At 64.2% G+C, this 26463-nt stretch carries 19 protein-coding genes and 1 tRNA gene; 17 read left to right on the forward strand and 3 right to left on the reverse strand.

Annotated features, from left to right (window positions below; translation table 11 throughout):
• Positions 1-70: 70 nt before the first annotated feature.
• The 6 genes from DESTE_RS10895 to DESTE_RS10920 all read left to right on the forward strand — a co-directional run bounded on the left by DESTE_RS10895 (position 71) and on the right by DESTE_RS10920 (position 9924).
• A complete protein-coding gene (locus DESTE_RS10895; protein ID WP_035067598.1) occupies positions 71-1405 on the forward strand; it encodes a DnaA ATPase domain-containing protein in 1335 nt (444 codons plus the stop codon).
• A 139-nt stretch (positions 1406-1544) separates the two neighbouring features.
• Positions 1545-2711 (forward strand): DNA polymerase III subunit beta, encoded by a 1167-nt coding sequence (locus tag DESTE_RS10900; protein WP_035067599.1) that lies wholly within the window; start codon positions 1545-1547, stop codon positions 2709-2711.
• Positions 2712-2994: 283 nt separating this feature from the next.
• Positions 2995-5391: a DNA topoisomerase (ATP-hydrolyzing) subunit B gene (gyrB, locus tag DESTE_RS10905; RefSeq protein WP_035067600.1), complete on the forward strand. Its 2397-nt coding sequence runs from the start codon at positions 2995-2997 to the stop codon at positions 5389-5391.
• Between the two features lie 69 nt (positions 5392-5460).
• On the forward strand, positions 5461-6294 hold the full coding sequence (gene dinD / locus DESTE_RS17640; RefSeq protein WP_035070180.1) for a DNA damage-inducible protein D: 834 nt from the start codon (positions 5461-5463) through the stop codon (positions 6292-6294).
• Between the two features lie 42 nt (positions 6295-6336).
• Positions 6337-8775 carry a DNA gyrase subunit A gene (gene gyrA, locus DESTE_RS10915; protein ID WP_035067601.1) on the forward strand — a complete coding sequence of 813 codons (2439 nt, stop codon included), beginning with the start codon at positions 6337-6339 and terminating at the stop codon, positions 8773-8775.
• A 447-nt stretch (positions 8776-9222) separates the two neighbouring features.
• On the forward strand, positions 9223-9924 hold the full coding sequence (locus tag DESTE_RS10920) for a tetratricopeptide repeat protein (RefSeq protein WP_245590814.1): 702 nt from the start codon (positions 9223-9225) through the stop codon (positions 9922-9924).
• A gap of 154 nt (positions 9925-10078) precedes the next feature.
• Here DESTE_RS10920 and DESTE_RS10925 read toward each other — a convergent pair whose 3' ends face one another.
• The gene (locus DESTE_RS10925; protein ID WP_035067604.1) at positions 10079-10522 is read right to left on the reverse strand and encodes a universal stress protein; all 444 of its coding nucleotides are present in this window, start codon (positions 10520-10522) and stop codon (positions 10079-10081) included.
• Positions 10523-10785: 263 nt separating this feature from the next.
• Complete coding sequence (asnS, locus tag DESTE_RS10930) at positions 10786-12171, reverse strand: asparagine--tRNA ligase (RefSeq protein WP_035070183.1); 1386 nt, start codon at positions 12169-12171, stop codon at positions 10786-10788.
• 927 nt (positions 12172-13098) lie between these two features.
• On the opposite strand from asnS, the gene DESTE_RS10935 reads away from it, so the two are divergent.
• Together DESTE_RS10935 and DESTE_RS10940 are read left to right on the forward strand one after the other, a co-directional pair.
• Complete coding sequence (locus tag DESTE_RS10935; RefSeq protein ID WP_035067606.1) at positions 13099-13272, forward strand: helix-turn-helix domain-containing protein; 174 nt, start codon at positions 13099-13101, stop codon at positions 13270-13272.
• A 486-nt stretch (positions 13273-13758) separates the two neighbouring features.
• A tRNA-Ala gene (locus tag DESTE_RS10940) sits at positions 13759-13834 on the forward strand.
• Between the two features lie 142 nt (positions 13835-13976).
• Here DESTE_RS10940 and ngr read toward each other — a convergent pair.
• Positions 13977-14585, reverse strand: a complete 609-nt coding sequence (gene ngr / locus DESTE_RS10945) for a nigerythrin (protein ID WP_035067608.1) — start codon at positions 14583-14585, stop codon at positions 13977-13979.
• Between the two features lie 559 nt (positions 14586-15144).
• Here ngr and DESTE_RS10950 point away from each other — a divergent pair.
• The 9 genes from DESTE_RS10950 (at position 15145) to DESTE_RS10990 (ending at position 26413) form a co-directional block, all read left to right on the forward strand.
• Entirely contained in the window at positions 15145-15357 is a 213-nt protein-coding gene (locus tag DESTE_RS10950; protein WP_035067610.1) for a hypothetical protein, read from the forward strand.
• A gap of 416 nt (positions 15358-15773) precedes the next feature.
• A complete protein-coding gene (locus tag DESTE_RS10955; RefSeq protein WP_035067612.1) occupies positions 15774-16916 on the forward strand; it encodes a glycosyltransferase family 2 protein in 1143 nt (380 codons plus the stop codon).
• Between the two features lie 308 nt (positions 16917-17224).
• Positions 17225-18664 carry a putative sulfate exporter family transporter gene (locus DESTE_RS10960; protein WP_035067614.1) on the forward strand — a complete coding sequence of 480 codons (1440 nt, stop codon included), beginning with the start codon at positions 17225-17227 and terminating at the stop codon, positions 18662-18664.
• 333 nt (positions 18665-18997) lie between these two features.
• The gene (locus DESTE_RS18240) at positions 18998-19171 is read left to right on the forward strand and encodes a hypothetical protein (protein ID WP_198015354.1); all 174 of its coding nucleotides are present in this window, start codon (positions 18998-19000) and stop codon (positions 19169-19171) included.
• Positions 19172-19262: 91 nt separating this feature from the next.
• A complete protein-coding gene (locus DESTE_RS10970) occupies positions 19263-21854 on the forward strand; it encodes a c-type heme family protein (RefSeq protein WP_035067618.1) in 2592 nt (863 codons plus the stop codon).
• Positions 21851-23266 (forward strand): sigma-54-dependent transcriptional regulator, encoded by a 1416-nt coding sequence (locus DESTE_RS10975; protein ID WP_035067621.1) that lies wholly within the window; start codon positions 21851-21853, stop codon positions 23264-23266. The genes DESTE_RS10970 and DESTE_RS10975 overlap by 4 nt, the downstream gene beginning before the upstream one ends.
• A 19-nt stretch (positions 23267-23285) precedes the next feature.
• Positions 23286-23615, forward strand: coding sequence for a hypothetical protein (locus DESTE_RS10980; protein WP_245590815.1), 330 nt, complete (start codon positions 23286-23288; stop codon positions 23613-23615).
• A gap of 511 nt (positions 23616-24126) precedes the next feature.
• On the forward strand, positions 24127-24867 hold the full coding sequence (locus tag DESTE_RS10985) for a flavodoxin family protein (protein WP_035067624.1): 741 nt from the start codon (positions 24127-24129) through the stop codon (positions 24865-24867).
• A gap of 145 nt (positions 24868-25012) precedes the next feature.
• Entirely contained in the window at positions 25013-26413 is a 1401-nt protein-coding gene (locus tag DESTE_RS10990) for an MFS transporter (protein WP_035067626.1), read from the forward strand.
• The last annotated feature ends 50 nt before the right edge of the window (positions 26414-26463 follow it).

Raw genomic sequence — 26463 nt, forward strand, 5'->3', positions numbered from 1 at the left:
CTCTGGGCCCACGTTCATCATACCCGCAATGCCCGGCCAGCCGGGTTCACACAGGACCAATCCACCGCCCGTGCTGAAAAAAGCCCTGCGCCAACACCTTCAGCAGACCTGCCAGGAGCAGGATCTGCGCCAGTGGTACGACCCGCTGGCCATCACCCTGAGCACGAACGACAAGCGGCTGGAGGTCCAGTTTCCGCACCCGTTCTTTGCCCAGTGGTTTTCGGCCACGGCGCAGGTCACCTTTGAATCGCGGCTGCGCGAATTTCTGGGCGACGGGTACGTGTTGCGCTATTCCTCGGGCAATGGCGGCTCGCCCCAGGCGGCCCCGGCTCACCAGGCGGCCCGCCAGCTGGACTACCCCTTCGGTGCACGGTTCACCTTCGACAGCTTTCTGAGCAACCGCAAGAACCAGTTCCCCGTGGCCTCTGCCAAGGAAGTGTCCCGCGACGGCCGCGACCAGCGCGACAGGGTGTACAACCCCTTCGTCGTCTGCGGCGGCAGCGGCAACGGCAAGACCCACCTTCTTCGCGCCATCGCCAACGAACTGAGCCGATCGCGCGATGAAAACGCCATATTCTGCGGCTCCGTGGATGAACTTGGCACCCGCTTCGAAGGTCTTTCGGCCTCGGGCACAGGGGCGGCGCAAGAACGCCAGCAGGCCCGCAGCCGCCTGTGCGCCCACGAGGTGCTGGTGCTGGACGACCTGCAACGCCTGCGCGACCTGCCCTTTCTGCAGGACGAGCTGACCTTTGCCTTCGACCACTTTCACGACAACGGCAAGCAGATGGTCTTTGCCTGCTCCGGCAAGCTGGCCGACCTGGAGTTCCTGTCGCCCAAGCTGCGCTCGCGCCTGGAATGGGGGCTGATCGTCGAACTGCGCGAACCCGACCTGGACGTGCGGCTGAAGTTCATCCAGCAGCAAAGCCGCTCGCGCAACATCCAGCTTTCCAAGGAACACGCCCTCACCCTGGCCCAGCGGTTCCGCGAATTCCGCCACCTGCAAGGCATCCTGGTCAAGGTCGGAGCCTACCGCCAGCTGGTCAACCGCGACATCCAGGACCGCGAACTGGAACAGATCCTGCGGCACACCGACAGCGGCAAGGGCAACAGCCTGACCCCGCAGGCGGTCATCGCCGCCACGGCGGAGCAGTTCGGCATTCCCGCGCGCGACATTGTCGGCGACAAGCGCCAGCAGCATATCGTGCAGGCCCGGCAGGTGGCCATGTTCCTGTGCCGCGAACTGCTGGGCAGCTCCTTTCCGGCTTTGGGCCGGGTATTCGGCGGCAAGGACCACTCCACCGCCATGTATGCCGTGCGAAAAATCAAACAATTGCAGCAGAGTGACAAAGATATGCAACTTTTGGTGACCGACCTCAAACGAAAGTGCCTAACTCGGGCCGAATGAGTGCCCACCCCCTTTCGGCTGTTCCTTCGGTTCCCACGCGGTGCATTGTGATGTTCCCGAAAATTCCAAATCATTTTCACACGTTGAACCGGTTGCGCACCTGGACACAGGCCCTGCTACTACAACAGGAGATCCAGATATGTTTCTGAGAATCCAGAAGGAAGATGTCATCGAAGGTCTGCAGAAGGCCGCCAGCATCATCCCCGCCAAGACGGGCGCGGCCTACCTGCGCTCCATCTGGCTGAAGGCCGAGAACGGTTCGCTCAGCGTGCTGGCCACCGACTCGAACATCGAGTTCCGGGGCGCCTACGCCGCCGAGATCGAACAGCCGGGCCTGGCGGGCGTGCAGGGCCGTGCCTTCGTGGACCTGCTCCGCAAGCTGCCCGGCGGCCAGATCACCCTGAAGCTGGACGCCGAAAGCGGCAACCTGCTCATCGAGCAGGGCCGCCGCAAGTACAAGCTGCCGGTCAACGACCCGGTGTGGTTCCAGAACTTCTCGGAATTCCCGGCCGACGGCTCGGTGATGTGGTCCGGCGACTACCTGCAGGAGCTCATCGACCGCATCGCCTTCTGCATCAGCGACGAGGACGCGGTGGAGGCCATTGCCTGCCTGTCCTTGAAGCCCGGCGCCCAGAACGCCATCGAGGCCTGCGGCCTGAACGGCCACCAGTTCGCCATGCTGCGCTTCACCCATGACGAACTGATGGCCATGCTGCCGCCCGAAGGCATCCTGATCCAGAAGAAGTACCTTGGTGAACTCAAGAAGTGGCTGGGCACCGACGAGGTGGAACTGAACATCTCCGAAAAGCGCCTGCACTTCCGTACCGGCGACGGCAAGGAAACCTTCAGCCTGCCGCTGTCGTACTACCAGTACCCCGATTACATGAACTTCCTGGCCAAGCTGTCCGCCGACGGCGTCTCCAGGCTGGAACTGCCCCGCAAGGACGCCATGGAGGCCCTGGACCGCCTGCTGATCTTCAATACCGACTCCAACCGCTGCACCTACTTCGATCTGGACGGCAACGGGGGCGGCGGCGATGTGGTGCTGTCCGCCCAAGGGCAGGACGTGGGCTCGGCCACCGAAACCCTGGAAGCCACCTACAGCGGCGACATCAAGAAGATCGCCTTCCCCACCCGCAACCTGATCGAGATCATGGGCCACTACCGCTCCGAACGGCTGGGCCTGACCCTGACCGGCAGCGAAGGCCCCTGCGGGCTCACCGGCGGCGACGACAGCGAATATACCGTGATCATCATGCCCATGAAGATCGTGGAAGAGACGTATTATAGCGAGGAAGAGGTCTAGTCCTTTTCTCGTGTGGGGTGTTTTGCCTTGTGGAGGTACGGTTTTTTGTGTGCCTCCGGCGGGCAGAGGGCAAAGCCCCCTGCACCCCCTGAATAGAGAGGGGTAAAGAGTAGGGAGTTACGTAGCGCCCAGGGAAACGGTTTCGGCCACACCTGAACTTTTCCTGATATGGGGTGCAGGGGCGGTAGTCCCTGCCCGCCGGAGGCGTAAAAAAAGCCTCGACCAAAGCCTCAACCCCAAGCCTTGAACGCTGAAAATCCGTAAGTTGGAGACAATCCCAAAGATGACCACTCCCACGGGACAGACCTATACCGCAGACAGCATCACGATCCTTGAGGGTCTGGCTGCCGTCCGCAAGCGCCCTGCCATGTACATCGGTTCCACCGATGCGCGGGGCCTGCACCACCTTGTGTACGAGGTGGTGGACAACTCCATCGACGAGGCCATGGCGGGCTACTGCTCACGCATCGTGGTCAAGCTGCACCTCGACAACAGCGTCACCGTCAGCGACAACGGCCGCGGCATCCCGGTCGACCTGCACCCCAAGGAGGGCAAGCCCGCGGTCGAGGTCGTCATGACCAAGCTGCACGCGGGCGGCAAGTTCGACAACGACGCCTACAAGGTGTCGGGTGGGTTGCACGGGGTGGGCGTGAGCTGCGTGAACGCCCTTTCCGAGTGGCTGGAAGTGACCGTGCGCCGCGACGGCAAGCGCCACCGCATGCGTTTTGCGCGCGGCGCGGTGCAGGGGCCGCTGGAACTGGTGGGTGAATCGGCCAACCACGGCACCACGGTGCACTTCAAGCCGGACGAGGAAATCTTCGAGACGCTGCAGTTCTCGTACGAGACGCTGCGCAAGCGCTTCGAGGAACTGGCCTACCTGAACAGGGGGCTGGAAATAGAGTTCATCGACGAACGCAGCGCGGAAACCCACGTGTTCCGCGCCGACGGCGGCATCCGCCAGTTCGTGAAGGACCTGAACTCCGGCGAAAGCGGCATCCACCCCATCATCGACGGGGAAGGCATGACCGACGGCGTCACCGTGGACTTCGCGTTGCAGTACAACGCGGGGTACAAGGAAAACGTGCTCACCTTCGCCAACAACATCCGCACCAAGGAAGGCGGCACCCACCTTGCCGGGTTCAAGACGGCGCTTACCCGCGCCATCAACGGCTACATCAAGAGCCAGCCCGACCTGGTCAAGAAGATGAAGGGCACCGTGCTGTCCGGCGATGACGTGCGCGAAGGGCTGACCTCGGTGGTCTCCGTCAAGCTGCCGCAGCCCCAGTTCGAAGGTCAGACCAAGACCAAGCTGGGCAACAGCGAAATCGCGGGGCTTGTGGCCGGCATCGTGTACGACAAGCTGAACGTGCACTTTGGCGAAAACCCCAAGGACGCCCGGCTGATCATCGACAAGGCCGTGGACGCCGCCCGCGCCCGCGATGCCGCCCGCCGCGCCAAGGAACTTGTGCGCCGCAAGGGCGCCCTGTCCGACAACTCGCTGCCCGGCAAGCTGGCAGACTGCCAGTCCAAGGACCCGGCGGAATCGGAACTGTTCATCGTGGAAGGTGACTCCGCAGGCGGTTCGGCCAAGCAGGGCCGCGACCCCTCCACCCAGGCCATCCTGCCGCTGCGCGGCAAGATCCTGAACACCGAGCGCACCCGCTTCGACAAGATGCTGGCCAACAAGGAAGTGAAGGCCCTCATCACCGCCATGGGCGCAGGGATAGGCGAGGACGACACCGACTACGACAAGCTGCGCTACCACAAGGTCGTCATCATGACCGACGCCGACGTGGACGGCGCGCACATCCGCACCCTGCTGCTGACCTTCTTCTTCCGGCAGTATCAGGAACTCATCGACCGCGGCCACCTGTTCATCGCCCAGCCGCCCCTGTACCGGGTGCACAGCAGCCGCTTCGAAAAGTTCATCAAGGACGATCCGGAGCTGAACGCCTTCCTGCTGGACCGCATCAGTACCGACATCACCATCCGTACCGAATCGGGCTGCGCCTTCACCGGGCCGGACATCGTCTCGCTCATGAAGGCCATCGAACTGGTGTCCGGCAAGGTGCGCGACGTGGAGAACATCGGCATCGCGCGTGAGCTGTTCCTGGCCTTCATCGAGTACCAGACCCGCATCGAACCCCAGTGGTTCACCGAAGAAGACCCCAACGGCCTGCGCCAGTGGCTGGACGACCGGGGCTACTCCGTGTCCGCAGAGCACGAGGACACCGACGAGGACAGCCGTACCTTCGTGGTTTTCGAAGACACCAACGGCCACCGCACCCGCGTGGGGGCCGAGTTCTTCCACTCCAAGATGTACCGTCAGGCCTGGGATGCCCTGGCCGATATCCGCACCCGCTGCGGCAGCCTGCGCTGCACCGTGGACCGCAAGGGCGAAACCAGCGACGCCGAAGACATCTTCGACCTGCTTCGCCTGGTGCTGGACGAGGCCCGCAAGGGCATCAACATCCAGCGCTACAAGGGCCTGGGCGAAATGAACCCGGAACAGCTGTGGGTGACCACCATGAACCCGGAAAACCGCACCCTGCTCCGCGTTACCGTGGACGACGCCGAAGAAGCCAGCGAAGCCTTCGAACAACTCATGGGTGACAGGGTGGAACCCCGCCGCGAGTTCATCGAACGCAACGCACTGTCTGTGCAGGAGTTGGATATCTAAACCTTTTTCAGGGGAGAGGGATATTTCTCCTCTCCCCTGAAAGTCAGTCTAAAACGGAAGCAGATGAGTATGAATGCAGATAGTCACGCTTCGTTTGAGGAAATCCGCCATACAGACAACGATGGGAATGAGTTTTGGTATGCCCGAGAGCTGTCTTTGACCTTGGGGTATTCACAGTTCAGGAATTTTCTTCCTGTAATTGAGCGTGCAAAAGATGCGTGCATAGGCAGTTCACAGATACCAGAAGACCATTTTGCGGATGTCCGCAAAATGGTTTTACTTGGGTCAGGGGCACAAAGATCAATCGAAGATATCCGTTTATCCAGATATGCTTGTTATCTTGTGGTGCAAAACGGAGATCCTTCAAAGTCGGCAATTGCCTATGGCCAAACCTACTTTGCAATTCAAACCAGAAGGCAAGAATTGCGTGATTCCAGAGGGTTTGGGCAGCTTTCAGAAGATGAAAGAAGACTTGCCCTTCGGGGTGAGTTGGTTGAACACAATAAGGCTCTGACAGCAACTGCGCATCAAGCTGGAGTACGAACTGACCTGGATTTCGCTATATTCCAAGATCATGGATATAGAGGACTTTACGGGGGGCTTGGTGCCAAAGCTATTCATCGAAGAAAAGGACTTAAGAAAAGTCAGAAAATTCTTGATCATATGGGAAGTACGGAGCTGGCTGCCAACCTGTTTAGAGCAACGCAAGCAGAAGAGAAATTACGCCGTGACGCAGTTCACGGGAAGCAAGAAGCGAATAATGTTCATAAGCAAGTTGGGGCAAAGGTAAGAGAGACCATTAAGGAACTTGGTGGGACAATGCCTGAAGATTTGCCGAAGCCAGATAAAAGTATCCAACAATTGAATCGCGAACAGAAAAAATTAACGAAAGGCGATGAGTGACCGGCTGCCGCCGGGATATAGTTGAGTAAGCGAGGCAAACCAGTGTCGCAACAGGTCAGCATAGAAAAGGAGCTCAGGAAGTCGTACCTCGAGTACTCCCTGAGCGTGATCATCGGCCGCGCCATCCCGGATGCGCGCGACGGACTGAAGCCGGTGCACCGGCGCATCATGTTCGCCCAGCACGAGCTGGGCAACGGCTACACCCGCCCGCCCAAGAAGTCGGCGCGCGTGGTCGGTGACGTCATCGGTAAGTACCACCCGCATGGCGATTCCGCCGTGTACGACGCCCTGGTCCGCATGGCGCAGGATTTCTCCATGCGCGATCCTTTGGTGGACGGGCAGGGCAACTTCGGCTCCATCGACGGCGACGCCGCGGCGGCCATGCGATACACCGAAGTGCGCATGTCCCGTCTGGCGGGCGAATTCCTTGCCGACATCGACAAGGAGACGGTGGACTTCAGGCCCAACTACGACAACACCCTGCTCGAACCTTCGGTGCTGCCCACCAAGGTGCCGAACCTGCTGCTGAACGGTTCGTCGGGCATCGCGGTGGGCATGGCCACCAACATCCCGCCGCACAACCTGGGCGAGCTATGCGGCGCGCTGCTGCACATCGTGGATGAGCCGGGCTGCACGGTGGAAGACCTGATGGACCATGTGAAGGGTCCGGACTTCCCCACGGCGGGCTTCGTCTACGCCGGGCAGGGCCTGTACGACGCCTACACTACCGGGCGCGGCACCGTGAAGGTGCGCGGCAAGGTGGAGATAGAAGAGCGCAAGAAGGGCCTGCAGGCCATCGTCATTCGGGAAATTCCCTTCGCGCTCAACAAGTCGAGCCTGGTGGAGAAGATCGCGGCGCTGGTCAACGAGCGCAAGATCGACGGCGTGGCCGACCTGCGCGACGAATCGGACCGCAAGGGCATCCGCGTGGTCATCGACCTCAAGCGCGGCACCATCCCCGACATCGTGGTCAACGCGCTGTACAAGTATACGCCGCTGGAAAGCTCGTTCGGCATCAACATGCTGGCCGTGGTGGGCAACCGCCCGCAGCTGCTGAACCTGAAGCAGGCGCTGGAAATATTCCTCGAGCACCGGCGCGAGGTGATCATCCGCCGCACCCGCTACGACCTGCGCAAGGCAGAGGCGCGCGCCCATATCCTGGAAGGCCTGCGCATCGCCCTCGACAATATCGACGAGGTCGTCGCCCTGATCCGCGCGTCCAAGACGCCGCAGGACGCCAAGGACGCCTTGATGGGCCGCTTCGAGCTGTCCGAGGCCCAGGCCCAGGCCATTCTGGACATGCGCCTGCAGCGCCTGACCAACCTCGAACACGAAAAGTTGATCGAGGAATACAACGAGTTGCTCAAGAAGATCGAATTCTTCCGCTCGGTGCTGGAAAACCCCGAGGTGCTGCGCTCGGTCATCCGCGAAGAGATCAACGAACTGCGCGACACCTTCGCCACCAAGCGCCGCACCGAGGTGCTGGAAGAAGAGCTGGACGGCATCGACATCGAGGACCTGATCCCCGACGAGGACGTGGTCATCACCCTGTCGCGCCGCGGCTACATCAAGCGCACCACGCTGGACAACTACCAGCAGCAGCGCCGTGGCGGGAAGGGCATTGCCGGGGTGCACACGTCGGAAGACGACTTCGTGCAGGACTTCCTGACCACCACCAACCATCAGTACCTGCTGCTGTTCACCAACCACGGCCGCATGCACCAGATCAAGGTGCACCGCGTGCCGGAGGGCAGCCGCACGGCCAAGGGCGTGCACATCGCCAACCTGCTGCCGCTGGACAAGGACGAATGGGTCACCACCGTGCTCACCGTGCGCGAGTTCGCCGAGGACCGGTACTTCCTGTTCGTGACCCGGCGCGGCATGGTCAAGCGCTCCAGCGCCTCGCTGTACGCCAAGTGCCGCAAGACCGGCCTCATCGCCGTGGGTCTGCGCCCCGAGGATGAACTGATCACCGTGCGCGAGGTGGACGAGCACTGCCACATCGTGCTCACCACCGGCGACGGCATGGCCATCCGCTTCCAGTGCGAGGACGTCCGGCCCATGGGCCGCAGCGCCACCGGGGTCAAGGGCATTGCCCTGCGCGGCAAGGACCGCGTGGTGGCCTGCGTCATCCTGGCCGAGGAAGACACCACCTCCATGATCATGTCCGTGTCGGCCAACGGCTTCGGCAAGCGCACCAAGGCCGACCTGTACCGCGTGCAGTCGCGCGGTGGCGTGGGGGTCAAGAACTTCAAGGTCACCCCCAAGACCGGTGACGTCATCGGCGCCATGCCCGTGCGCGACGATGACGCCCTCGTCCTGCTCACCTCCACCAACAAGATCCTGCGCATGGGCCTCAAGGACGTGCGCAGCGTGGGCCGCGCCACCCAGGGCGTGCGCCTGGTGCGCCTGGACGAAGGCGCCCTTGTGGTGGGCTTTGACCGCATCGACGAACGCGAAGTGGTCGAGGGTGAAGAGTAGATAGAAGAAGGGAAAGAGGAATGAATCGGGGGAGGCGAGGGAAACTTTTGCGGTAGCCGTTAGGTGAGCGCGTAGATCGACCCGAAGGGCGCGAAGCGTGGCCGTTGGCGAGCTTGCGAGCCTTACGGCCATCGTACGCAACGCGCGAACCTTACGGATAGCGACCGCAGAGCGAAAAGTTTCCCTCGCCTCCCCCGTACCTCCTCCACTCCCTTCAAAACTTTTTAATAGGTTTCAGTATCGTCCTGCATTAAAGGTGTGCCCATGATCAGTGCTGCCAAGTTCAGGGCCACGCCCTTGGCTACCCCCCATTTGAAAAGTTTGGGAGAGGGAGGGGTATGGGGAGGGAGAACCTTTTTCAAAAGGTTCTTCCTCCCCATGGTCCTTTTTCTCCTGGTATTCCCCTTGTTACTCACTGGCTGCGAAAAGGCGGCACCACCGGATGACATGGCGGATGCGCGCAAGGCGGCGGGCGAGCGGCGCTACGGCGAGGCGGAGAAGTTGCTGGAGCGGTACCTGCGTTTGAACCCGGAGGGTGACGAGCGGTGGGAGGCGTGGCAGCGGCTGGTGCAGATCACCCAGGACGTGCGGGGTGATGAGAAGGCGGCCATGGAGTTGCTGGAGGCCATGTACCTTGAGTTCGGCATGGACGGGGACAAGGCGCGCGAGGTGCTGGTGCGGCTGGGCGGACTGCTGGAGACGGCCCGGCGCTGGGACAGGGCGGCGGACGTGTGGCGCAAGCTGATGGAGGTGCCGGACCTGCCGGGCGACGAGAATGCCCGGGCGCACCGGCGGCTGGCGCGCATCCATGCCTCGCGGCGCGAGTTCGGCATTGCGGAAGACGTGCTGCAGCAGTGTCTGCAGTTGAAGGCCACGGAGGCGCGGCGGGCGGAATGCCTGTACGACCTGGCCGACGTGCAGATGTCCATGGAGCACTTTGCGCGCGGGGCGGATCTGGCGCGGCAGATACTGGCCATGCCGCACGCGGACAAGGAGTTGAAGGCGCTGGCCGGGTTTCTGCTGGGCGATGCGCTGGAACAGCAGGGCAAGAACGCCGAGGCGCTGGCCATGTTCGAATCGGTGCGCGAAACGTATCCCAACGAGATGGTGGTGGACACGCGCATCCGTCTGTTGCGCAAGGGACGCTAGACGCTGAAAGCGAAGGCCCACTAGGCCACCACGCGGTGCGACCGCCGTTCCCAACAGGGGGAGCGGCGGTCGCACCGTTTCATGGACCGGAAAGAGGCGTGGGTAACGGGCGCAGCGGAACCGGATGCCTGAGGTCGTTTCCGGACGAGGATGCCTAGGCCGCCACCATCACCGTGCACGGCGCGGCGCGCACCACGTGCTCGGCGGTGCGGCCCACGTCCGGTTCGGCGTCGGTGCCGGTGCCGTGGCGCCCCATGACGATGAGGTCGCAGTGTTCGCGCAGGGCCACGCCCAGAATGGTTTCCGCCGCGGGGCCTTCCACGGTGTGCTCCATGTACCGGACCTGGTGGTCCTGAAGAATGTCGCGCGCAGGCCCCACCCGTTCGTGGGCGGAGGGGGGCGCGTACCCGGAAAATTCCGTCAGGGTGCCGGTCCCGCCGGGCGTAAAGGGCAGGGACAGCGAGGGATGCGGGTCGGCGCAATGCAGAAGGATGACCTCCGCTCCGGTGAGGTTGGCGATGAGGGCGGCCTGGTGCGCCGCGCGGTAGGAACCCTGGGTTCCATCGATGGCCAGCAGAATGCGAGATGGCTTGATCATGTATTCCCCCTGTCCGTCCTTTGTTCCCTGTGGGGATTCCGGCGGCATGACGGCGCACGGCAACGCGACGCCGCGCAGGGCCGACCCGCTCCGGTCGGACGGACTTGTCTTCACCTTATCCCGTCGAAGGGGACTGAGCAATGGGGATAGCGAAAAAACGGTGCTATTGCTGGCTTTGCGGGTGGGCATGACGACGTGGAAAACGAAAACGCGGCGCGGGGTTGCCCCTGCGCCGCGCATGCGAGAATTTTTTGTGACGAAGTTTAGAATTCCAGATTGCCGGGTGTCCGGGGGAAAGGCACCACGTCGCGGATGTTGGCGATGCCGGTCAGCAGCATCAGCAGCCGCTCGAAGCCCAGGCCGAAACCCGCGTGCGGCACGGAGCCGAAGCGCCGCAGGTCCAGGTACCACCAGTAGTCTTCGGGGTTCTGGTTCATCTCGCGGATGCGCGCTTCCAGCACGTCCAGGCGTTCCTCGCGCTGGCTGCCGCCGATCAGCTCGCCGATGCGCGGCACCAGCACGTCCATGGCGGCCACGGTTTCGTTGTCGTCGTTCAGGCGCATGTAGAACGCCTTGATGGATTTCGGGTAGTTGTAGACGATGACCGGCTTGCCGAAGTGTTCCTCGGCCAGGAAGCGTTCGTGTTCGGTTTGCAGGTCCAGCCCGAAGGACACGGGGTAGTCGAATTTCTTGCCGGAGGCTTTCAGCAGTTCGATGGCCTCGCGGTAGGACACCCGGGCAAAGGGCTGGTCCGCGATGGTGCGCAGCCGTTCGATCAGTCCGTTGTCCACGAAGCGGTCGAACAGTTCGATGTCGGCGGCGCAACGTTCCAGCACGCGGCTGACCACGGTGCGGGTCATGGCCTCGGCCAGTTCCATGTCGTCGGTCAGGTCCGCAAAGGCAAATTCCGGCTCGATCATCCAGAATTCCGCGGCGTGGCGGGCGGTATTGGAATTTTCGGCGCGGAAAGTGGGGCCGAAGGTGTAGACCTTGCCCAGGCCCATGGCCAACGCCTCGGCTTCCAGCTGGCCGGACACGGTAAGGTTGCATTCCTTGCCGAAGAAGTCGGTCTCGAAGCGGTTGCCGGAAGGCGGTACCGCCGCGCCGGACGCGGGCAGGGTGGTGACGCGGAACATCTCTCCCGCGCCCTCGCAGTCCGAGCCGGTGAGAATGGGCGTGTGCACGTGGAAGAAGCCGCGCTCGCGGAAGAATTCGTGGATGGCGTAGGCGGCCTCGGACCGGATGCGGAAGGCCGCGCCAAACTTGTTGGTGCGCGCGCGCAGGTGGGCGATGGTGCGCAAAAATTCGTCGGAATGGCGCTTCTTCTGCAGCGGGTAGGTTTCCGCGTCGGCGCCGCCCAGCAGGGTCAGGGCGGCGGCGCGCACTTCCCACTTCTGGCCCTTGCCGGGCGATTCCACCAGTTCGCCGCGCACGTCCACTGCCGCGCCGGTGTTCACGTCCTTGATCACGGCGTAGTCGGGCAGGGCCTCGTCCACGATGCACTGGATGTTGGCAAGGCACGAGCCGTCGTTGATTTCGAGAAACGAGAAACCCTTGGCATCGCGCCGGGTGCGCACCCAGCCGCAGATGCGGATGTGCGCCACGGGGGCCTGTGCGGTAAGGGCATCGGCCACGGCGGTGCGGGCCATGGAACTGGCGGAAGCGGTCATGCGGCGTCTCCTTGGTGGTCGTGTGACGGCCCGGCGTGTGGTGCGGCGGGCGGGGGAACGCGCAGCGCGCGGTGGGCGCGGCGCACGTGCAACAGGGTGTACGGTGCAATGGGGGGGCGGTCAACGGGGGGTGGGAGGGGGAAGGAAGGGAGGGGGAGGGGAAAAGAGGAAGAGGCGGTGTGCATTGTTGGGCAGGGCTTCTACGAAGGCAGTTCTGCCCTGTTGACCACACTCGATTTCGTTATGCCTCCGGCGGGCAAGGGGCCATTGAGCGATGGCCCCTTGCATCCCCGCGCTCCAGGGGCTCCGCCCCTTGGGACCCCGTGTCGTCATGCGCGGCGTCCCTTCGGCGGCAGCTTCCCTCCGGCGCAAGGCGCCTCCGGGTGATCTGCCGCCGGTGACGCCCATGCGCATGACGCTCTCGCCACGATGATGAAGCGTATGTGCCTTCAGCCACAGGCGTCATGCACCGCAGTCCATGCCAGGCAGCTACCCTCGGCCAAAGCTCCTTCGGGTGATCTGCCCGGCGGAATGCGTATGTGCGCGGTGCTCCCGGTGGCATGGCGAGGTGAGAGTGCCTTTACCGTGCCGCCCGTTGCGACGCATGTGCCGCCGCCAAGGCCCGGCGTCACACGCTTCTACGCACGGAACGTTGTCGTTAGGCAGTGGTGCATGAGCCCAACGCCGCATGGCCCTTTGGGAAAGAATACCCAGAAAGGACCGTGGAGGGGCACTGGGGCGAGCAAGTGCGGCAAAGGCTTGGAACGCGCGGCACGGGCGTGCTAGGATGGCGGCAAGGTTTACGGTTGGTGGAAAAGTGGAGCGGTACGGCGTGAAATGGTTGACGAGTGGTAGGTATTTCATTATCAGGAATTATTACTGATTAAATCACAAAGGAGCACATCCATGGAAGATCAGGTTCTGAAAGCCATGAAGGAAGCGGGCAAGCCCGTGCGCCCCGGCGACATCGCGAAGTCCCTCGCCGTGGATTCCAAGGAAGTTTCCAAGGCCATCGACGCCCTGAAGAAGGCCGGCAAGATCCACTCGCCCAAGCGCTGCTTTTACGAGCCGGTGGCGTAACGCCCAGGGGAGGGCACCATGAACGGATGGTAATCGCACCGAGACGATGCGGCCGCCCGGCCCAAGGTCGGGCCACCTGACCCACCCGTTTAAAAACCCCCGTCATGCCCGCAAGGGCTGGCGGGGGTTTTCCCGTGTGTGCGGCCAGGGTGCCGGGGGATGCGCCCGTGCCCACGCCGTGCCGTGTCGGGGGCTACGGGAAAGGGGAGAGGCGTACGGCATTTCAGGACGTCGGCCTGGTGGGTGCATCAAACCTTCGGATGTCCGTGAACTTGCGGACTCGTTGAGCTGTGGTCCCTCTTGCCCGGCAGCCCGATAGGCCGGGGTAGCTGGGCCGTGCCACCGGGGTGATAGGCGTGCTGCACGGCGTGTGGGCACCAGGATGTGCCCCACCATGCGATTTTACACCCTGATTGTTGACAAACCCGGTGTGCTGGGGCAATGTCTGCTCCGCGCCCGGCCAAGCCGGTGCGTCCCGACACGCCTGGGGCTGTAGCTCAGTTGGGAGAGCGCTTGAATGGCATTCAAGAGGTCAGGAGTTCAATTCTCCTCAGCTCCACCAGAAAGGATAAGGGTTCCACATCACTGTGGAACCCTTTTTCCATTTCGGGAACGGCGTCCTTCCCGTGCCACGCCAGCCGTGGGCGTATTCACGCACGGCGATTGCGCGGCCCGCATGTCCGGTCAGTTGTTCCGCCTTCTGCTCAGTACGCCGTAAAGGTGTCCTTGGGGCGGAAGCAGATCGGGCACTTCTCGAAGTCCTCGCCCTTGTGGATGTACCCGCAGATGGGACACAGGTGGAACTTGTCGTCGTCCGGCGCATCCAGGTCGTTATAGGCGGCCAGGTAACGTTCGGCGTGCACGGATTCCGCCAGCTTGGCCCGCGTGAACACGTGGACGGCCTTGCTGTTCCCTTCTTCCTGGGCCTTCTTGATGAAGGCCGGGTACATGTCCGACGTCTCGTAAATTTCGCCGTTGGCCCCGGAAATCAGGTTCAGGTCGCTGGCCTTGGCGGCGGGTGCGGCCACCGTGGGCTTTACGTAGCCGGGCTCCATTTCGGCCACCAGGGCGTATTCCAGGCCGATGTGGATCAGTTCGGCCGCCGCCGTGGCCTCGAACAGCCGGGCGATCTGCGTGTAGCCCTGTTCCCGGGCGGCCTTGGCAAAGGCCGTGTACTTGGCGTGCGCCCCGGTTTCTCCGGCAATGGCGGCCTTGAGGTTGTCGAGGGTGCTGCCCACGACGGTCTTGCTGTCCGTCACTGTATTGAAGTTGGTGGCGTTCTTGACGGTGGGTATCTGCGCGCGAAGCTTCATGGATGCCGACTCCTTCTTGGTTGAGGTGAAGTGGCCCTGTGCGTGCTGCAAGATAATGAAAATCAACAACTCTGTGTGGACGCACTGCCATGTACCGCAGTATCTGCCCCCGATCGCCGAGCCCGTCAAGTTTCGGCCAGCTTTCGAAGTGGCGCGCCGCAGCCGGGGCATGTTTCGCTTCACTTCCGTGCAAGCACACCATCGTTCATGTTCGGTGAAACGCGGCATGCCGCTTCGTTGTGCTGCCATGCCCGGCTGAAAGGGCAGGGATGGCATTCAGGCGGGACGACATTACCCTGCCGCGCCGCCGGGGATGGCAAGGGGGAATCAGCACGAGTGCGCCTTCATTCTTGTGGAGACAGCGTGGACGGTGCAAGGCGCCGACGGAAAAAATACCCCTCTATAAGCCATGCGCATTGCCCGTCTTTTTGCGGATGTGGTACCTGATCATATGGATATCATAATGAATTTAAAGAATTTATTATGATGCAATCAGGAATTTTCCGGTCCTGATCCGCACGCGGCGGCCCCGGAAGAACACCCGGCAAGGAGGCGTGTCATGCCCAACTGCGAGATGATCGAGAAGTGTATTTTCTTCAACGACAAGATGGCCAACAAGCCCGGCACGGCAGAGATGATGAAGAAGAGCTACTGCCAGGGAAGCTGGCAGGAATGCGCCCGCTACAAGGTGTGCAAGAGCCTGGGGCGGGACAAGGTGCCCGGCGACCTGTACCCCTCGCAAATGGACAGGGCCAGGGCGCTCATGGGCTAGGGCGGGTCCGGGTGGGCCTGGTCGGAGCAGGTCGGAGCAGGACGGGCCTGGCCGGATCAGGACCGGAGCAGGACCGGATCAGGACCGGAGCAGGACGGATGCGGGCATCCCCTGCGGTGAGGGTTCACCACTGCACCTCCCGGCACTTCCATGTCTTTCGGACACTTCCCCCGGTGGGCGCTGCCGCTGCTGCGGGCGCGTTTCTTCTCTCCGTGTGCCGCCTGGCAGGGCAGGCCGCTTGCCGCTGGTGTTTACATTGCTTTACGTTAGGACCAAGGAATGCGCAGGGAGGCAGAGCGCACTGTCCGGCACCCCGGCAGCCACCCCGGCAGCCACTCCGGCAGGCGGCGGGTGTCACTTGGGGTAGCCGCCCCCCGCACGCCTGCACGCCCACCCCGACGCGCCAAGGTCCCCGCATGCAACTGAACGCCATCCTGTGCCTGTGGAACGAGGAAGACATCATCGCCTCCACCGTGCGGCATGCCTTTGCCCAGGGGTGCGCCAACGTCTGCTTCGTGGACAACGGCAGCACGGACGACACGGTGCGCGTGGCGCAAGAGGCCGGGGCGCGGCTGGTGGCCAGTTTCCGCACCGATGTCTTCGACGAATCGAAGAAGGTGCACTACCTCAACGCCGCCGTGGAGGCCCTGAACAGGGCATCGCCCCATGACGTCAACTGGTGGCTGTACATCGACGCCGACGAGTTTCCGGACCTTGGCGCCAGCCCCGATTCAGCCCCTTATTCCATCCCTGGCCCAGCGATGACCCTGCGCGACTTCGTGGCCGGGCTTCCCCCATCCGTGGGTGCGGTGCACGGGTACATGCACGACCACCTGCCCACCCACCGTCCCCATTTCGTCCCCGGCTACCATCCGGCGGACTTCATGCCGCTGTGCGTGAACACCGGCGTGGGCAAGGTGCCGCTGCTCCGCTACGTGCAGGGTGCGCCGCACGTGGCCTCACTGGGCGGTGCGCACACCTTCGACCCCAGCGGCAACGTCTTTGAGGTGGTGCACGGCGCGCTGACCATCCACCACTTCAACCACCGCGACCTTGACCGCACCCTGGAGCGGCTGGCCCGGCTGGTCTGCCGCAACGCGGACGGCGCCAGCCGCATCGACTGGATAGATGCCTACACCCGCAGGGTGCACGGCAAGGACCGGTCCATGTACCACGAACGGTACGCTACCCTGCGCGAAACCTATGCCCGCAACGCGGGCCTGGCGCTGAAGACGCGGCACCCCGGCTATGCGTACGGCAATCTGGTGCGCTGGTACGACGTGTACGCCGACAAGGACGTACCCACCGTCACGCGGCTGGAAAACTGCATTTCCAATGGGCTGCACCATCTCTTCTGCGGGCAGTACGAGCGTGCCCTGTGCAGGTTCGACGACGCCCTCGGGCAGCCCTGCCCCGACAAGACCCGGCTGTGGTTGTTGATCCGGATGGCGGAATGCTTCGCCCACTCCGACAGGCAGGCCAGCCGCGAAATTCTTGATGTCATCCGCCCTGGCTGCGATGCGGAAATGACCGCCTACCTGCGCACGCTGCCCGTCTGAGCAACCGGCCTCCCGCTCCCCGTCCGCCTGCCTTCCTCACGCCATGGGGCGTGCCTTTTCCGCAAGGCGCGGTGCCTTCGCAAGTTGGCGGTTCCGCGCCCTTTCTCCAATTCGTCCCCAAGCAAGTTCGCAGGGTTACCAATCGGACTGCCATGGTCCCGATATTGCTCAAGTGTGGATATCCAGGCCGCGCATGGCGCGCGGCCCGTCGCGGGGGCGGGCTCCCCCGCACCGGAAGCCTGCCGGCGGCCCTGCTCCGTACCGGCCGCCGGACCGACAACGTATCCACACTGCGCAAGGAGACTCACATGGCACAAAAGCGGTGGCTGACCGAGGACAAGCTGGCCCTGATCATGGGGCTGTTCCTCTTCGTTCTGGGCACGCTCAACTTCGCCGGGGTGGACGCCCTGGGCTGGAGCGTAAAAACCAACGTCTGGGTCAATCCCGGCCAGATTTTCAGTGCCGCAACGGGCACGTTCAAGGGCATGCCGGGTTACGTCAGCCTGCTGCTGACCTACCTCTTCGTCGCGGTGTTCCTGTCCGTGGGGGTGAAGTTTCTGGGCGGCGACGTGCCCAAGTTCGTGAAGTCGTTCACCGTCATCTTTTTCATCAGCGTGGCCTGCTATGCCGCGGGCCACTACGCCGTCATCGCCGCCACCCCCAACCAGGTGGCCAAGCTGGGCATTCCGTGGGCCATGGGCCTGACCGGCGAGGCGGGCTTCATCATCGCGCTGGTGCTGGGCATCGTCATCGGCAACTTCACGCCCGGCCTTGCGTCCGAGCTGAAGGAAGCCCTGCGCCCGGAAATGTACATCAAGATCGCCATCGTCATCCTGGGCGCGGAACTGGGCGTGAAGGCCGTGGACGCCCTTGGGCTGGCCTCTTCGGTCATCTTCCGAGGCCTGTGCGCCATCGTCGAAGCCTACCTGATCTACTGGGCGCTGGTGTACTACGTGTCGCGCAAGTACTTCAAATTCAGCCGTGAATGGGCCGCCCCGCTGGCCTCCGGCATTTCCATCTGCGGCGTGTCGGCGGCCATCGCCACCGGCGGCGCCACCCGCGCCCGCCCCGTGGTGCCCATCATGGTGTCGTCGCTGGTCGTGGTGTTCACCTGCATCGAAATGCTCATCCTGCCCTTCGTGGCGCAATGGGGCCTGTCGTCCGAACCCATGGTGGCCGGGGCCTGGATGGGCCTGGCCGTCAAGAGCGACGGCGGCGCCATCGCTTCCGGCGCCATCACCGACGCCCTGATCCGCGCCAAGCTGGTGGCCGATACCGGCATCCAGTACCAGGAAGGCTGGATCACCATGGCCGCCACCACCATCAAGATCTTCATCGACGTGTTCATCGGCGTGTGGGCGTTCATCCTGGCCATGGTCTGGAGCGCCTTCATCGAACGCAAGGAAGGCGAACGCATGAAGATCGGCGACGTGCTCGACCGCTTCCCGCGTTTCGTGCTGGGCTACGTGATCACCTTCCTGATCATGCTGGCCCTGTGCGCCAGCGGGCCGGAACTGCTGAAGTTCGGCAAGGCCACCATCGCGGGCACCAACACCTTCCGCGGCCTGTTCTTCCTGATGACCTTCTTCACCATCGGCCTCGTGTCCAACTTCAAGAAGCTGTGGGCAGAAGGCATCGGCCGCCTGGCCGCCGTGTACGTGGTGTGCCTGTTCGGGTTCATCATCTGGATCGGCCTGTTCATCTCGTGGCTGTTCTTCCATGGCGTCATGCCGCCCGTGGTGTCCTAGGGCTTTTCCAAATGGTCCTTTCGCCCGTTGGCTTCCGACCCGAAGGGCGCGAAGCGTGGCCGTTGGGCGAGCTTGCGAGCCCTACGGACATCATGCGCAACGCGGTCAAACTTCGCCGCCATGTCGGTCAAATACGAGAAGAGCGCGATGCGGTCGCCATCCGTAATGCTCGAAAACTCGCATAACGGCTGCCGCATATTCCCTCATGGCAGGCTGGTTTTCCTCGCCAACGAACGAAAATCCTCATTTAGAAGCAGCCCCTGACACTGCCTGAACGAACAATTCCGAACCGTTGGGCCGCGCCCGCGCGGCATACGCACAAGGAGCTTGACCATGCAGCTTGAAGAAAACAAGATCGCCGAGGAAATGCAGAAGATGGAGTACGAGCCGCTTCTGCCCGTGGAAAAGAAGCTTGTCGCCTGGAGCCTGGCCATCGGGGTGATTTCCCTGGTGGTGCTCTACTGGGTGAGCGCCGTCTTCTTCCCCGCCGCTCACGGCGCCGCCTAACCGCCATCCCCCCCTCCCGCCGCGTTCCGCGTCCGTCTGTCAGAGAGTCGGGCAGACGGACAGGAACGCGGCGGGAGCATCGGAATACCGCATGTCGCACCCTCTCCACGGCAAGATTCAGCACAAGTTCCTTCTGGGCCTTGCGTGCATCTTCCTGCTGCTGGGGGGGGTGTTCCTTTTTTCGCTCAACCTGCACCTGCGCGAGATGCTGCACATCGAGGCCGAGGCCAAGGCGGAACTGGTGTTCTCGCATGTTTCGTCCCTGCAGCAGTACGTGCGCGACACCCTGCGCCCCTCGGTGCGCGGGCACATCCCGGACGAGGACTTTCTGCTGGAGGCCATGAGCACCTCCTTTGTCACCCGCAAGGTGTTCGTGGACCTGAACGCAGAGCGCGACCAGTATCTGTACCGCCGGGTATCCGTGACGCCGCGCAATCCCGCCTCGCAGGCCAACGAGCTGGAACGGCAGCTCATCACCGGCTTCCGCAACGACGGCGACCTCAAGACCCTGCGCGGCTACCGGGTCATCGACGGGGTGGAGCACTACATCATGGCCCGGCCCGTGTATTTCGATGCCGACTGCATGTACTGCCACGGCGACCCCGTGAACGCCCCCCGCGTGCTCATTGAGCGGTATGGCGCCGTGCGCGGCTTTGGCCACAAGACCGGCGACCTTGCGGGCATGGATTTCGTGGGCATGCCCGTGGACAAGAGCGTGCAGCAGGTGCGCGAGGCCATCACCCTGTTCGGCAGTTCGTTCTACGCTGCCGCCGCCGGGGTGTTCCTGCTGATCATCATCTTTTTCAACCGGCTGGTGGTGGCCAACCTGCGCAGGCTGACCGCCATTTTCCGCCAGAACTTCCAGAGCCCCGGCGACCGCAACATCCTGAACCGGCTGGACGAGGGCGACGAGATCAACTCGCTCATGGAGGCCTTTGGCGCGTTTGCCGCGCACCTGCGCGAGGCCCGCGTGAAGCTGGAGGACTATGCCGCCAACCTGGAGGACAAGGTGCGCGAGCGCACCGAGGACCTCAGCCTGGAAGCCTCGGAACACCGCACCGACGTGGAGCTGTTCGTGGACCTGCTGGGCGACCTGAACAGCAGCCAGAGCCACGCCGAACTGCTGAAGGGCGCGCTGCCGCGCATCGCCGCCCGCTTCGGGGCCAGCCGGGCCACCTACCTGTGCGCGCCCATGGGCCGCGAGCAGTATGCCTGGCCCACCCCTCCCGGCCCCGACGACGCCACCCGCATGCCGGAGGACTGGTTGAGCGTGGTCAACGCCCGCCAGGTGCGGGTGGAGCCGGGCCGGGTGCTGGTGCCGGTGAGCACGTCCGACTTCAGCCGGGGGCTGATGGCCCTGTACTGGGAGGGCGGAGGCACGCCGGACCTGACGCCGGAAGTACTGCTGGCCCTTGGGCAGCAGCTCGGCATCGCCATCGAGAACCTGGACGCCATCGACGCGCTGCTGCGCCAGAACCGCCTGCTGGAACTCATCTTCGAGGGCATTTCCGACCCGGTGCTGCTGGTGGAGGAAGGCGGCACGGTGGTGCTGGCCAACACCTCGGCCCGGGCGCTGGCCGACGGGGTGCGCCCCGGCGCGCGCATCGGCACGTGGCTGGGCTCCATTTCGGAAAAAGCCCTGGCCGACGGCGACCTTGCGGCGGCCATTGCCGGGCGCGACCCCTCGAACCTGGAACTGGAACTGCCGGGGCCGCGCGTCATGGCCGTGAGCGTGTACCCCCTGCGCGACGGCGGCGACATGGGCCGGGCCGTGGTCTACCTGCGCGACACCACGCTGGAGCGGCGCGTGCGCGCCCAGATGCAGCAGAGCGAGAAGCTGGCCGCGCTGGGCCAGCTGGCGGCTGGCCTTGCCCACGAAATCAACAACCCCCTCGGGGTCATCAACTGCTATGCCCAGCTGCTGCAGAAGACCCAGCAGGACCCGCAGGCTCAGGAAGACCTGGAGGTCATCGTGCAGCACACCCAGAAGGCCCGTCTGGTGTTGCAGGACCTGCTGGGGCTGGCCCGCGCCAACCGCACCCTGACCGGGCCGTCTGACCTCAACGCCGTGCTGCGCGACATGGCCCAGATATTCCGGGTGCAACTGGAAAGCGCGGGTGCGGACATCGAACTGGACCTTGCGCACGGGCTGCCCCGCGTGGCGGCGGATGCCACATCGCTGGAGCAGATTCTGACCAACCTGCTGGTCAACGCCATCGACGCCATGCCCCAGGGCAAGGGGCACATCCGGGTGCGCACCGAACTGGTGCGAGCCACGGAAGCAGGGTCGGAGGGCGTGAGCGGGACAGGCGGAAGTGGCGGGACAGGCGGAACTGGCGGAAGTGGCGGAACTGGCGGAGCAGGGGGCTACGTGCGTCTGACCGTGACCGACAACGGCCCCGGCATCCCGCCGGAGAACATGACCCAGATTTTCGACCCGTTCTTCACCACCAAGGAGATCGGCAAGGGCACCGGCCTTGGCCTGACCGTGGTGCACGAACTGCTGCGCGATCTGGGCGGCATGGTGGAAGTGACGGGCGAGGGCGGGGCTACCTTCGTTATCACCCTGCCCGTGGCGCCCGAGGTGCCCGAGATGCCCGAGACACCAGAACCTCAGGGCGCGGACGGTGGAGACGACGCCAGGTGCGCCAATCGGACCACGCTTGAAGGAGACCGCGCATGAGCCCCGCATCAACCCCGTGCTGCGGCAGCGTGCTGGTGGTGGACGACGAGCGCGTGTTCGCCGTGGGCCTGGCGCGCCTGCTTTCCACCCAGTTTCCGGACTGGACCTTTGACGTGCGGTGCAGCGGCGAGGAAGCCCTTTCCGCGCTTGTCCACGGCGAGTATTCCGTGCTGGTGACCGACCTGCGCATGCCCGGCCTGTCCGGCCAGACCCTGATGCAAGAAGCCCTGGCCAAGGACCCCGCCCTGACGGTGATCATGCTCACCGCCTTCGGCTCGGTGGAAACGGCGGTGGCCGCGCTGAAGCAGGGTGCCTACGACTTTCTGACCAAGCCCATCGACCAGGAGCATCTGTTCCGGGTGGTGGGCAAGGCCATGGAACGCGGCGTGTTGCTGCGCGAAAACAGCCGCCTGCGCCAGAAGGCCGCCGACGGCGACCTTGGGCCCATGCTCATCGGCAAGAGCCCGGCCATGCAGCGGCTGCGCAAGTCCATCGCGGCGGTGGCCGCGTCGGACTACACGGTGCTCGTCCGGGGCGAATCGGGCACCGGCAAGGAACTGGTGGCCCGCGCCGTGCAGTCGCTCAGCCAGCGGGCCGACGGCCCGTTCATCATGGTCAACTGCCCGGCCATTCCCGACGCGCTGCTGGAAAGCGAGCTGTTCGGCCACGTGAAGGGGGCCTTCACCGGCGCGGACAGGAACCGCAAGGGCCTGTTCATGGCGGCGGACAAGGGCACCATCCTGCTGGACGAAATCGGGGACATTCCGGCCCTGGTGCAGAGCAAGCTCTTGCGGGTGATCCAGGAGGGCGAGGTGCGCCCCGTGGGCACCAACGAGGCCCAGCGGGTCAACGTGCGCATCGTTGCCTCCACCAATCGCAATCTGGAAGCCAAGATCGCGGACGGCAGCTTTCGTGAGGACCTGTACTTTCGCCTCAACGTGCTGACCATCACCGTGCCCCCGCTGCGCGACCGCATCGAGGACATTCCCCACATCGCCTCCCATTTCCTGTTCCGGGTGTGCAACGAGCTGGGCGTGCCGGAAAAGGAATTTTCCAACGAGGCGCTGTCCTACCTTTCGTGCCGTCAGTGGCCGGGCAACGTGCGCGAACTGCTGAACCTGGTGCGGCGCATGGCCGTGTTCTGCCCCGGCGAACGCATCGAGGGAGCCTTCGTGCACCGCATGGAGCACGGCGCGGACGCGGACCCGGAGTGCGGCGCGGGCTTTTCGCCCTACAAGGACGCCAAGCAGGTGGCCGTGGACGAATTTACCCGCAGCTACGTGCACCGGCTGCTGGAGCATACCCACGGCAACATTTCCGAGGCCGCGCGCCTCAGCGGGGTGGAACGGTTCACCCTGCAGAAGATCCTGAAACGCATGCACATCGACACGGCGGACTACCGCAGGGGGTAGCGCCATGGGAGAACACGACATGGAAACCGTAATCACCCCTCAAGCCACCGTGGCCAGCGGCGACATCGTTCCCAACCCGGAACTGGACCGCGTGCTGGACGGCCTGCTGGCCATGCTGCGCGAGGGCGAGCGCGACCGCCTGCGCGCCCGCATCGAGGCCGCCGTGGCCGCAGAGGCGCGCGGCGATGCCGGAGACGCGGCCCGCCAGCTGCGCTACGTGCAGGACCTGGACATTCTGGTGCACGTGCACGGCCCGCAGTTCATGTATTCGCGCGGCATCGCCGAAACCCTGCGCGTGGGCGAGGACATCGTGGAGTTGGCGTACGACCTTCAGAAGGCGCTGAAGTAACTCCGAATGGTCTTTTCGCCCGTTGGCGTCCGACCCGAAGGGCGCGAAGCGTGCCCGTTAGGTGAGCTTGCGAACCTTACGGGCATCGTGCGCAACGCGGTCAAACTTCGCCCGCCAAAGCGCTGCTGTCCCCATCCGTACGGCTCGCAAGCTCGCCAACGGCTGGGGCTCGGTCGAATACGATAAGAGTACGCGTTGCGGTCGCCATCCGTAAGGTTCGCTTCGCTCACCCAACGGCTGGGGCACTCCCTCATGGCGGGCTTGTTTTCCTCGCCAACGAACGAAAATCCTCATTCGGATCAATCGCTCGTGGCAACATTGCCCGTCGGGATGCTGCACCCGCGCGGCGCGTATCTGTCGGCCCTTGCCGGGATGCGCGCCGCGTTTTTGGCCGCACGTGATGGTTCCCGAAATGATACTATCTACCCTCACGGACAGTTCTTGCCTTTTCCCCACCAGCAGGCATCATGGCTCTTTCGCAACCCGCAACCGCCCGCCGGGCAGGAGCGCCATGAACATCATCGCCATCAACGGCAGCCCGCGCAAGAAATGGAACACCGCCACCCTGCTCCAGAACGCCCTTGAGGGCGCGGCGGAACACGCCGCGCAGGCGGGACGCACCCCCAGCACCGAGCTGGTGCACCTGTACGAGCACGACTACAAGGGCTGCATCAGCTGCTTCGCCTGCAAGAAGATCGGCGGCAAGAGCTACGGCCATTGCGCCGTGAAGGACGGCCTGACCCCCATCCTGGAGCGCGTGGCCAAGGCGGACGTGCTGCTGCTGGGTTCGCCCATCTACTTCTATGCGGAAACCGGCGAGATGCGCTCGTTCCTGGAGCGGCTGCTGTTCCCCTACCTGTCCTACACGCCGGGCTACCAGCCGCTGTTCCCGCGCCAGTTGCCCACGGGGTTGGTGTACACCATGAACATCCCCGAGGATAAGATGCCCGACTACCAGCAGGACCGGGCGGTAAAGGCCACCTGGGCGGTTACCCGCAGGATCTTCGGCAAGTGCGAACTGTTCCTGTGCACGGACACCTACCAGTTCGACGACTATTCCAAGTACGTTTCCACCAGCTGGGATCCGGTGGCCAAGGCCAGGCGGCGCGAAGAAGTCTTTCCGCAGGACTGTGCCCGCGCGCGTGATCTGGGCGCGTTGCTCATCGAGCAGGCGGAACAGGTGGAACAAGCCATGGCCGCCGGTGACAGCGGTGCTGCCGCCGGGGTGGACACCGACGCGGCCCGGTCGTAGGTACTGATTTCCACCCCGCATCGTTCCGTTGCGTCGCGTTCCGCCACGCGGAGACGCAACGCGATGTCGTCTGTCCCCGCATCGCCCGCCTTGCGCCGTGCGGGCACGGGCGGTGCGGGCCATCGTTTTTCCGCGAGGTATCGCAATGCAGTTCACGCCGGTACGGCTGGGAGATGCCGGTTCGCCGCGCATGGTGCTGGCCACCGTGTGCATCGCCCAGTTCATGGTGCCGTTCATGCTTACCGCCGTGGGGGTGGCCCTGCCCTCGCTGGGGCGCGACCTTGGCGCGTCTGCCGTGCAACTGGGCCTTGTGGAGCAACTCTACGCCCTGGCCCTGGCCATGAGCATGCTGGCCTGCGGCCGCCTTGGCGACATCGTGGGGCAACGCCGGGTGCTGCTGCCCGGCCTTGCCGTGTTCACCAGCCTCACCCTGTTGCTGGGCCTTGTGCCGTCCGTTGAACTGGTCATGGCCCTGCGCTTCGGCCAGGGGATCGGGGCGGCCATGATGCTGTCCGGCAGCCTGGCGCTGGTGGCGGTGGCCTACCCGCCGGAACTGCGGGGCAGGGTCATCGGCATCGTGTCCGCATTCACCTATGCCGGGCTGTCCATCGGCCCGGTGCTGGGCGGTTACACCACCGACCACTTCGGCTGGCGTAGCGTGTTCCTGATGGTGGTGCCCCCCGGCCTTGGGGCCACGGCCATGTGCCTGTGGCGCATGCGCCCGCAGCCCGGCGCGGACAAGGGCGCGCACATGGACTGGCCCGGAAGCCTCGTCTACGCGGTGTCGGTGTGCATGGTCATGACCGGGGCGGCCCGCGCCATGTCCGTGCCGCTGGGGCCGGTGCTGATGGTGGCGGGCCTGGCGGGCCTTGTGCTGTTCCTGCGGGTGGAGGCGCGCAGCAAAAGCCCCCTGCTGGACGTGAACCTGCTGCTGCACAACCGGTTCTTTTCGCTGAGCTGCCTTGCCGCCTTCGGCAACTACGCCGCGGTGTTCGGCGTCACCTTCCTGTTCAGCCTGTTCCTGCAATACGCCAAGGGCCTGCCCCCGCGCGAGGCCGGGCTGATCCTGCTCATCCAGCCGGTGATGCAGGTGCTTACCGCGCCGCTGTCCGGTCGTCTGTCGGACAGGATCGACCCCGGTCGCGTGGCCACGGTGGGCATGCTGTGCAGCGCCGCCGGGCTGCTGCTGGCCATGGCCACCATCTCGCCGGGCATGCCCGTGTGGCTGCTGGCCGCGGAACTGGTGTGCATCGGCATCGGGTTCGGCATCTTCGTTACCGCCAACTCCGTGGCCATCATGAGCAGCGTGGACAAGGCCCACTTCGGCGTGGCCTCGGGCATGGTGGGGGCCATGCGCACCCTGGGCATGGCGTGCAGCATGACCGCCGTCTCGCTCATTTTCGCCCTGCACCTGGGAGAGGCCGCCATCACCCCCGCCGTGTTGCCCGAATTCCTGTCCGCCACCCGCACCGGCCTTGCCGTGGCCGCCGTGTTCTCGTGCCTGGGCGTGCTGGTTTCCGTGGGGCGCGGGCGCAAGCGGGATTGAGAGGCTGGCTGACGGATTGGCGAGCTGACGGACTGGCGAGCCGCCGGGGC

The sequence above is a fragment of the Nitratidesulfovibrio termitidis HI1 genome (genome assembly GCF_000504305.1).
Taxonomy (GTDB): Bacteria; Desulfobacterota; Desulfovibrionia; order Desulfovibrionales; family Desulfovibrionaceae; genus Cupidesulfovibrio; species Cupidesulfovibrio termitidis.

Coding starts and splice junctions, on each gene's coding strand:
- DESTE_RS18240 (WP_198015354.1), top strand. CDS start 18,998: ATGCAGCTTGAAGAAAACAAGATCGCCGAGGAAATGCAGAAGATGGAG.
- DESTE_RS10990 (WP_035067626.1), top strand. CDS start 25,013: ATGCAGTTCACGCCGGTACGGCTGGGAGATGCCGGTTCGCCGCGCATG.
- DESTE_RS10900 (WP_035067599.1), top strand. CDS start 1,545: ATGTTTCTGAGAATCCAGAAGGAAGATGTCATCGAAGGTCTGCAGAAG.
- DESTE_RS10960 (WP_035067614.1), top strand. CDS start 17,225: ATGGCACAAAAGCGGTGGCTGACCGAGGACAAGCTGGCCCTGATCATG.
- DESTE_RS10920 (WP_245590814.1), top strand. CDS start 9,223: ATGGCGGATGCGCGCAAGGCGGCGGGCGAGCGGCGCTACGGCGAGGCG.
- dinD (WP_035070180.1), top strand. CDS start 5,461: ATGAATGCAGATAGTCACGCTTCGTTTGAGGAAATCCGCCATACAGAC.
- DESTE_RS10925 (WP_035067604.1), bottom strand. CDS start 10,522: ATGATCAAGCCATCTCGCATTCTGCTGGCCATCGATGGAACCCAGGGT.
- DESTE_RS10955 (WP_035067612.1), top strand. CDS start 15,774: ATGCAACTGAACGCCATCCTGTGCCTGTGGAACGAGGAAGACATCATC.
- DESTE_RS10935 (WP_035067606.1), top strand. CDS start 13,099: ATGGAAGATCAGGTTCTGAAAGCCATGAAGGAAGCGGGCAAGCCCGTG.
- DESTE_RS10980 (WP_245590815.1), top strand. CDS start 23,286: ATGGAAACCGTAATCACCCCTCAAGCCACCGTGGCCAGCGGCGACATC.
- asnS (WP_035070183.1), bottom strand. CDS start 12,171: ATGGCCCGCACCGCCGTGGCCGATGCCCTTACCGCACAGGCCCCCGTG.
- DESTE_RS10970 (WP_035067618.1), top strand. CDS start 19,263: ATGTCGCACCCTCTCCACGGCAAGATTCAGCACAAGTTCCTTCTGGGC.
- DESTE_RS10985 (WP_035067624.1), top strand. CDS start 24,127: ATGAACATCATCGCCATCAACGGCAGCCCGCGCAAGAAATGGAACACC.
- gyrB (WP_035067600.1), top strand. CDS start 2,995: ATGACCACTCCCACGGGACAGACCTATACCGCAGACAGCATCACGATC.
- ngr (WP_035067608.1), bottom strand. CDS start 14,585: ATGAAGCTTCGCGCGCAGATACCCACCGTCAAGAACGCCACCAACTTC.
- DESTE_RS10975 (WP_035067621.1), top strand. CDS start 21,851: ATGAGCCCCGCATCAACCCCGTGCTGCGGCAGCGTGCTGGTGGTGGAC.
- DESTE_RS10950 (WP_035067610.1), top strand. CDS start 15,145: ATGCCCAACTGCGAGATGATCGAGAAGTGTATTTTCTTCAACGACAAG.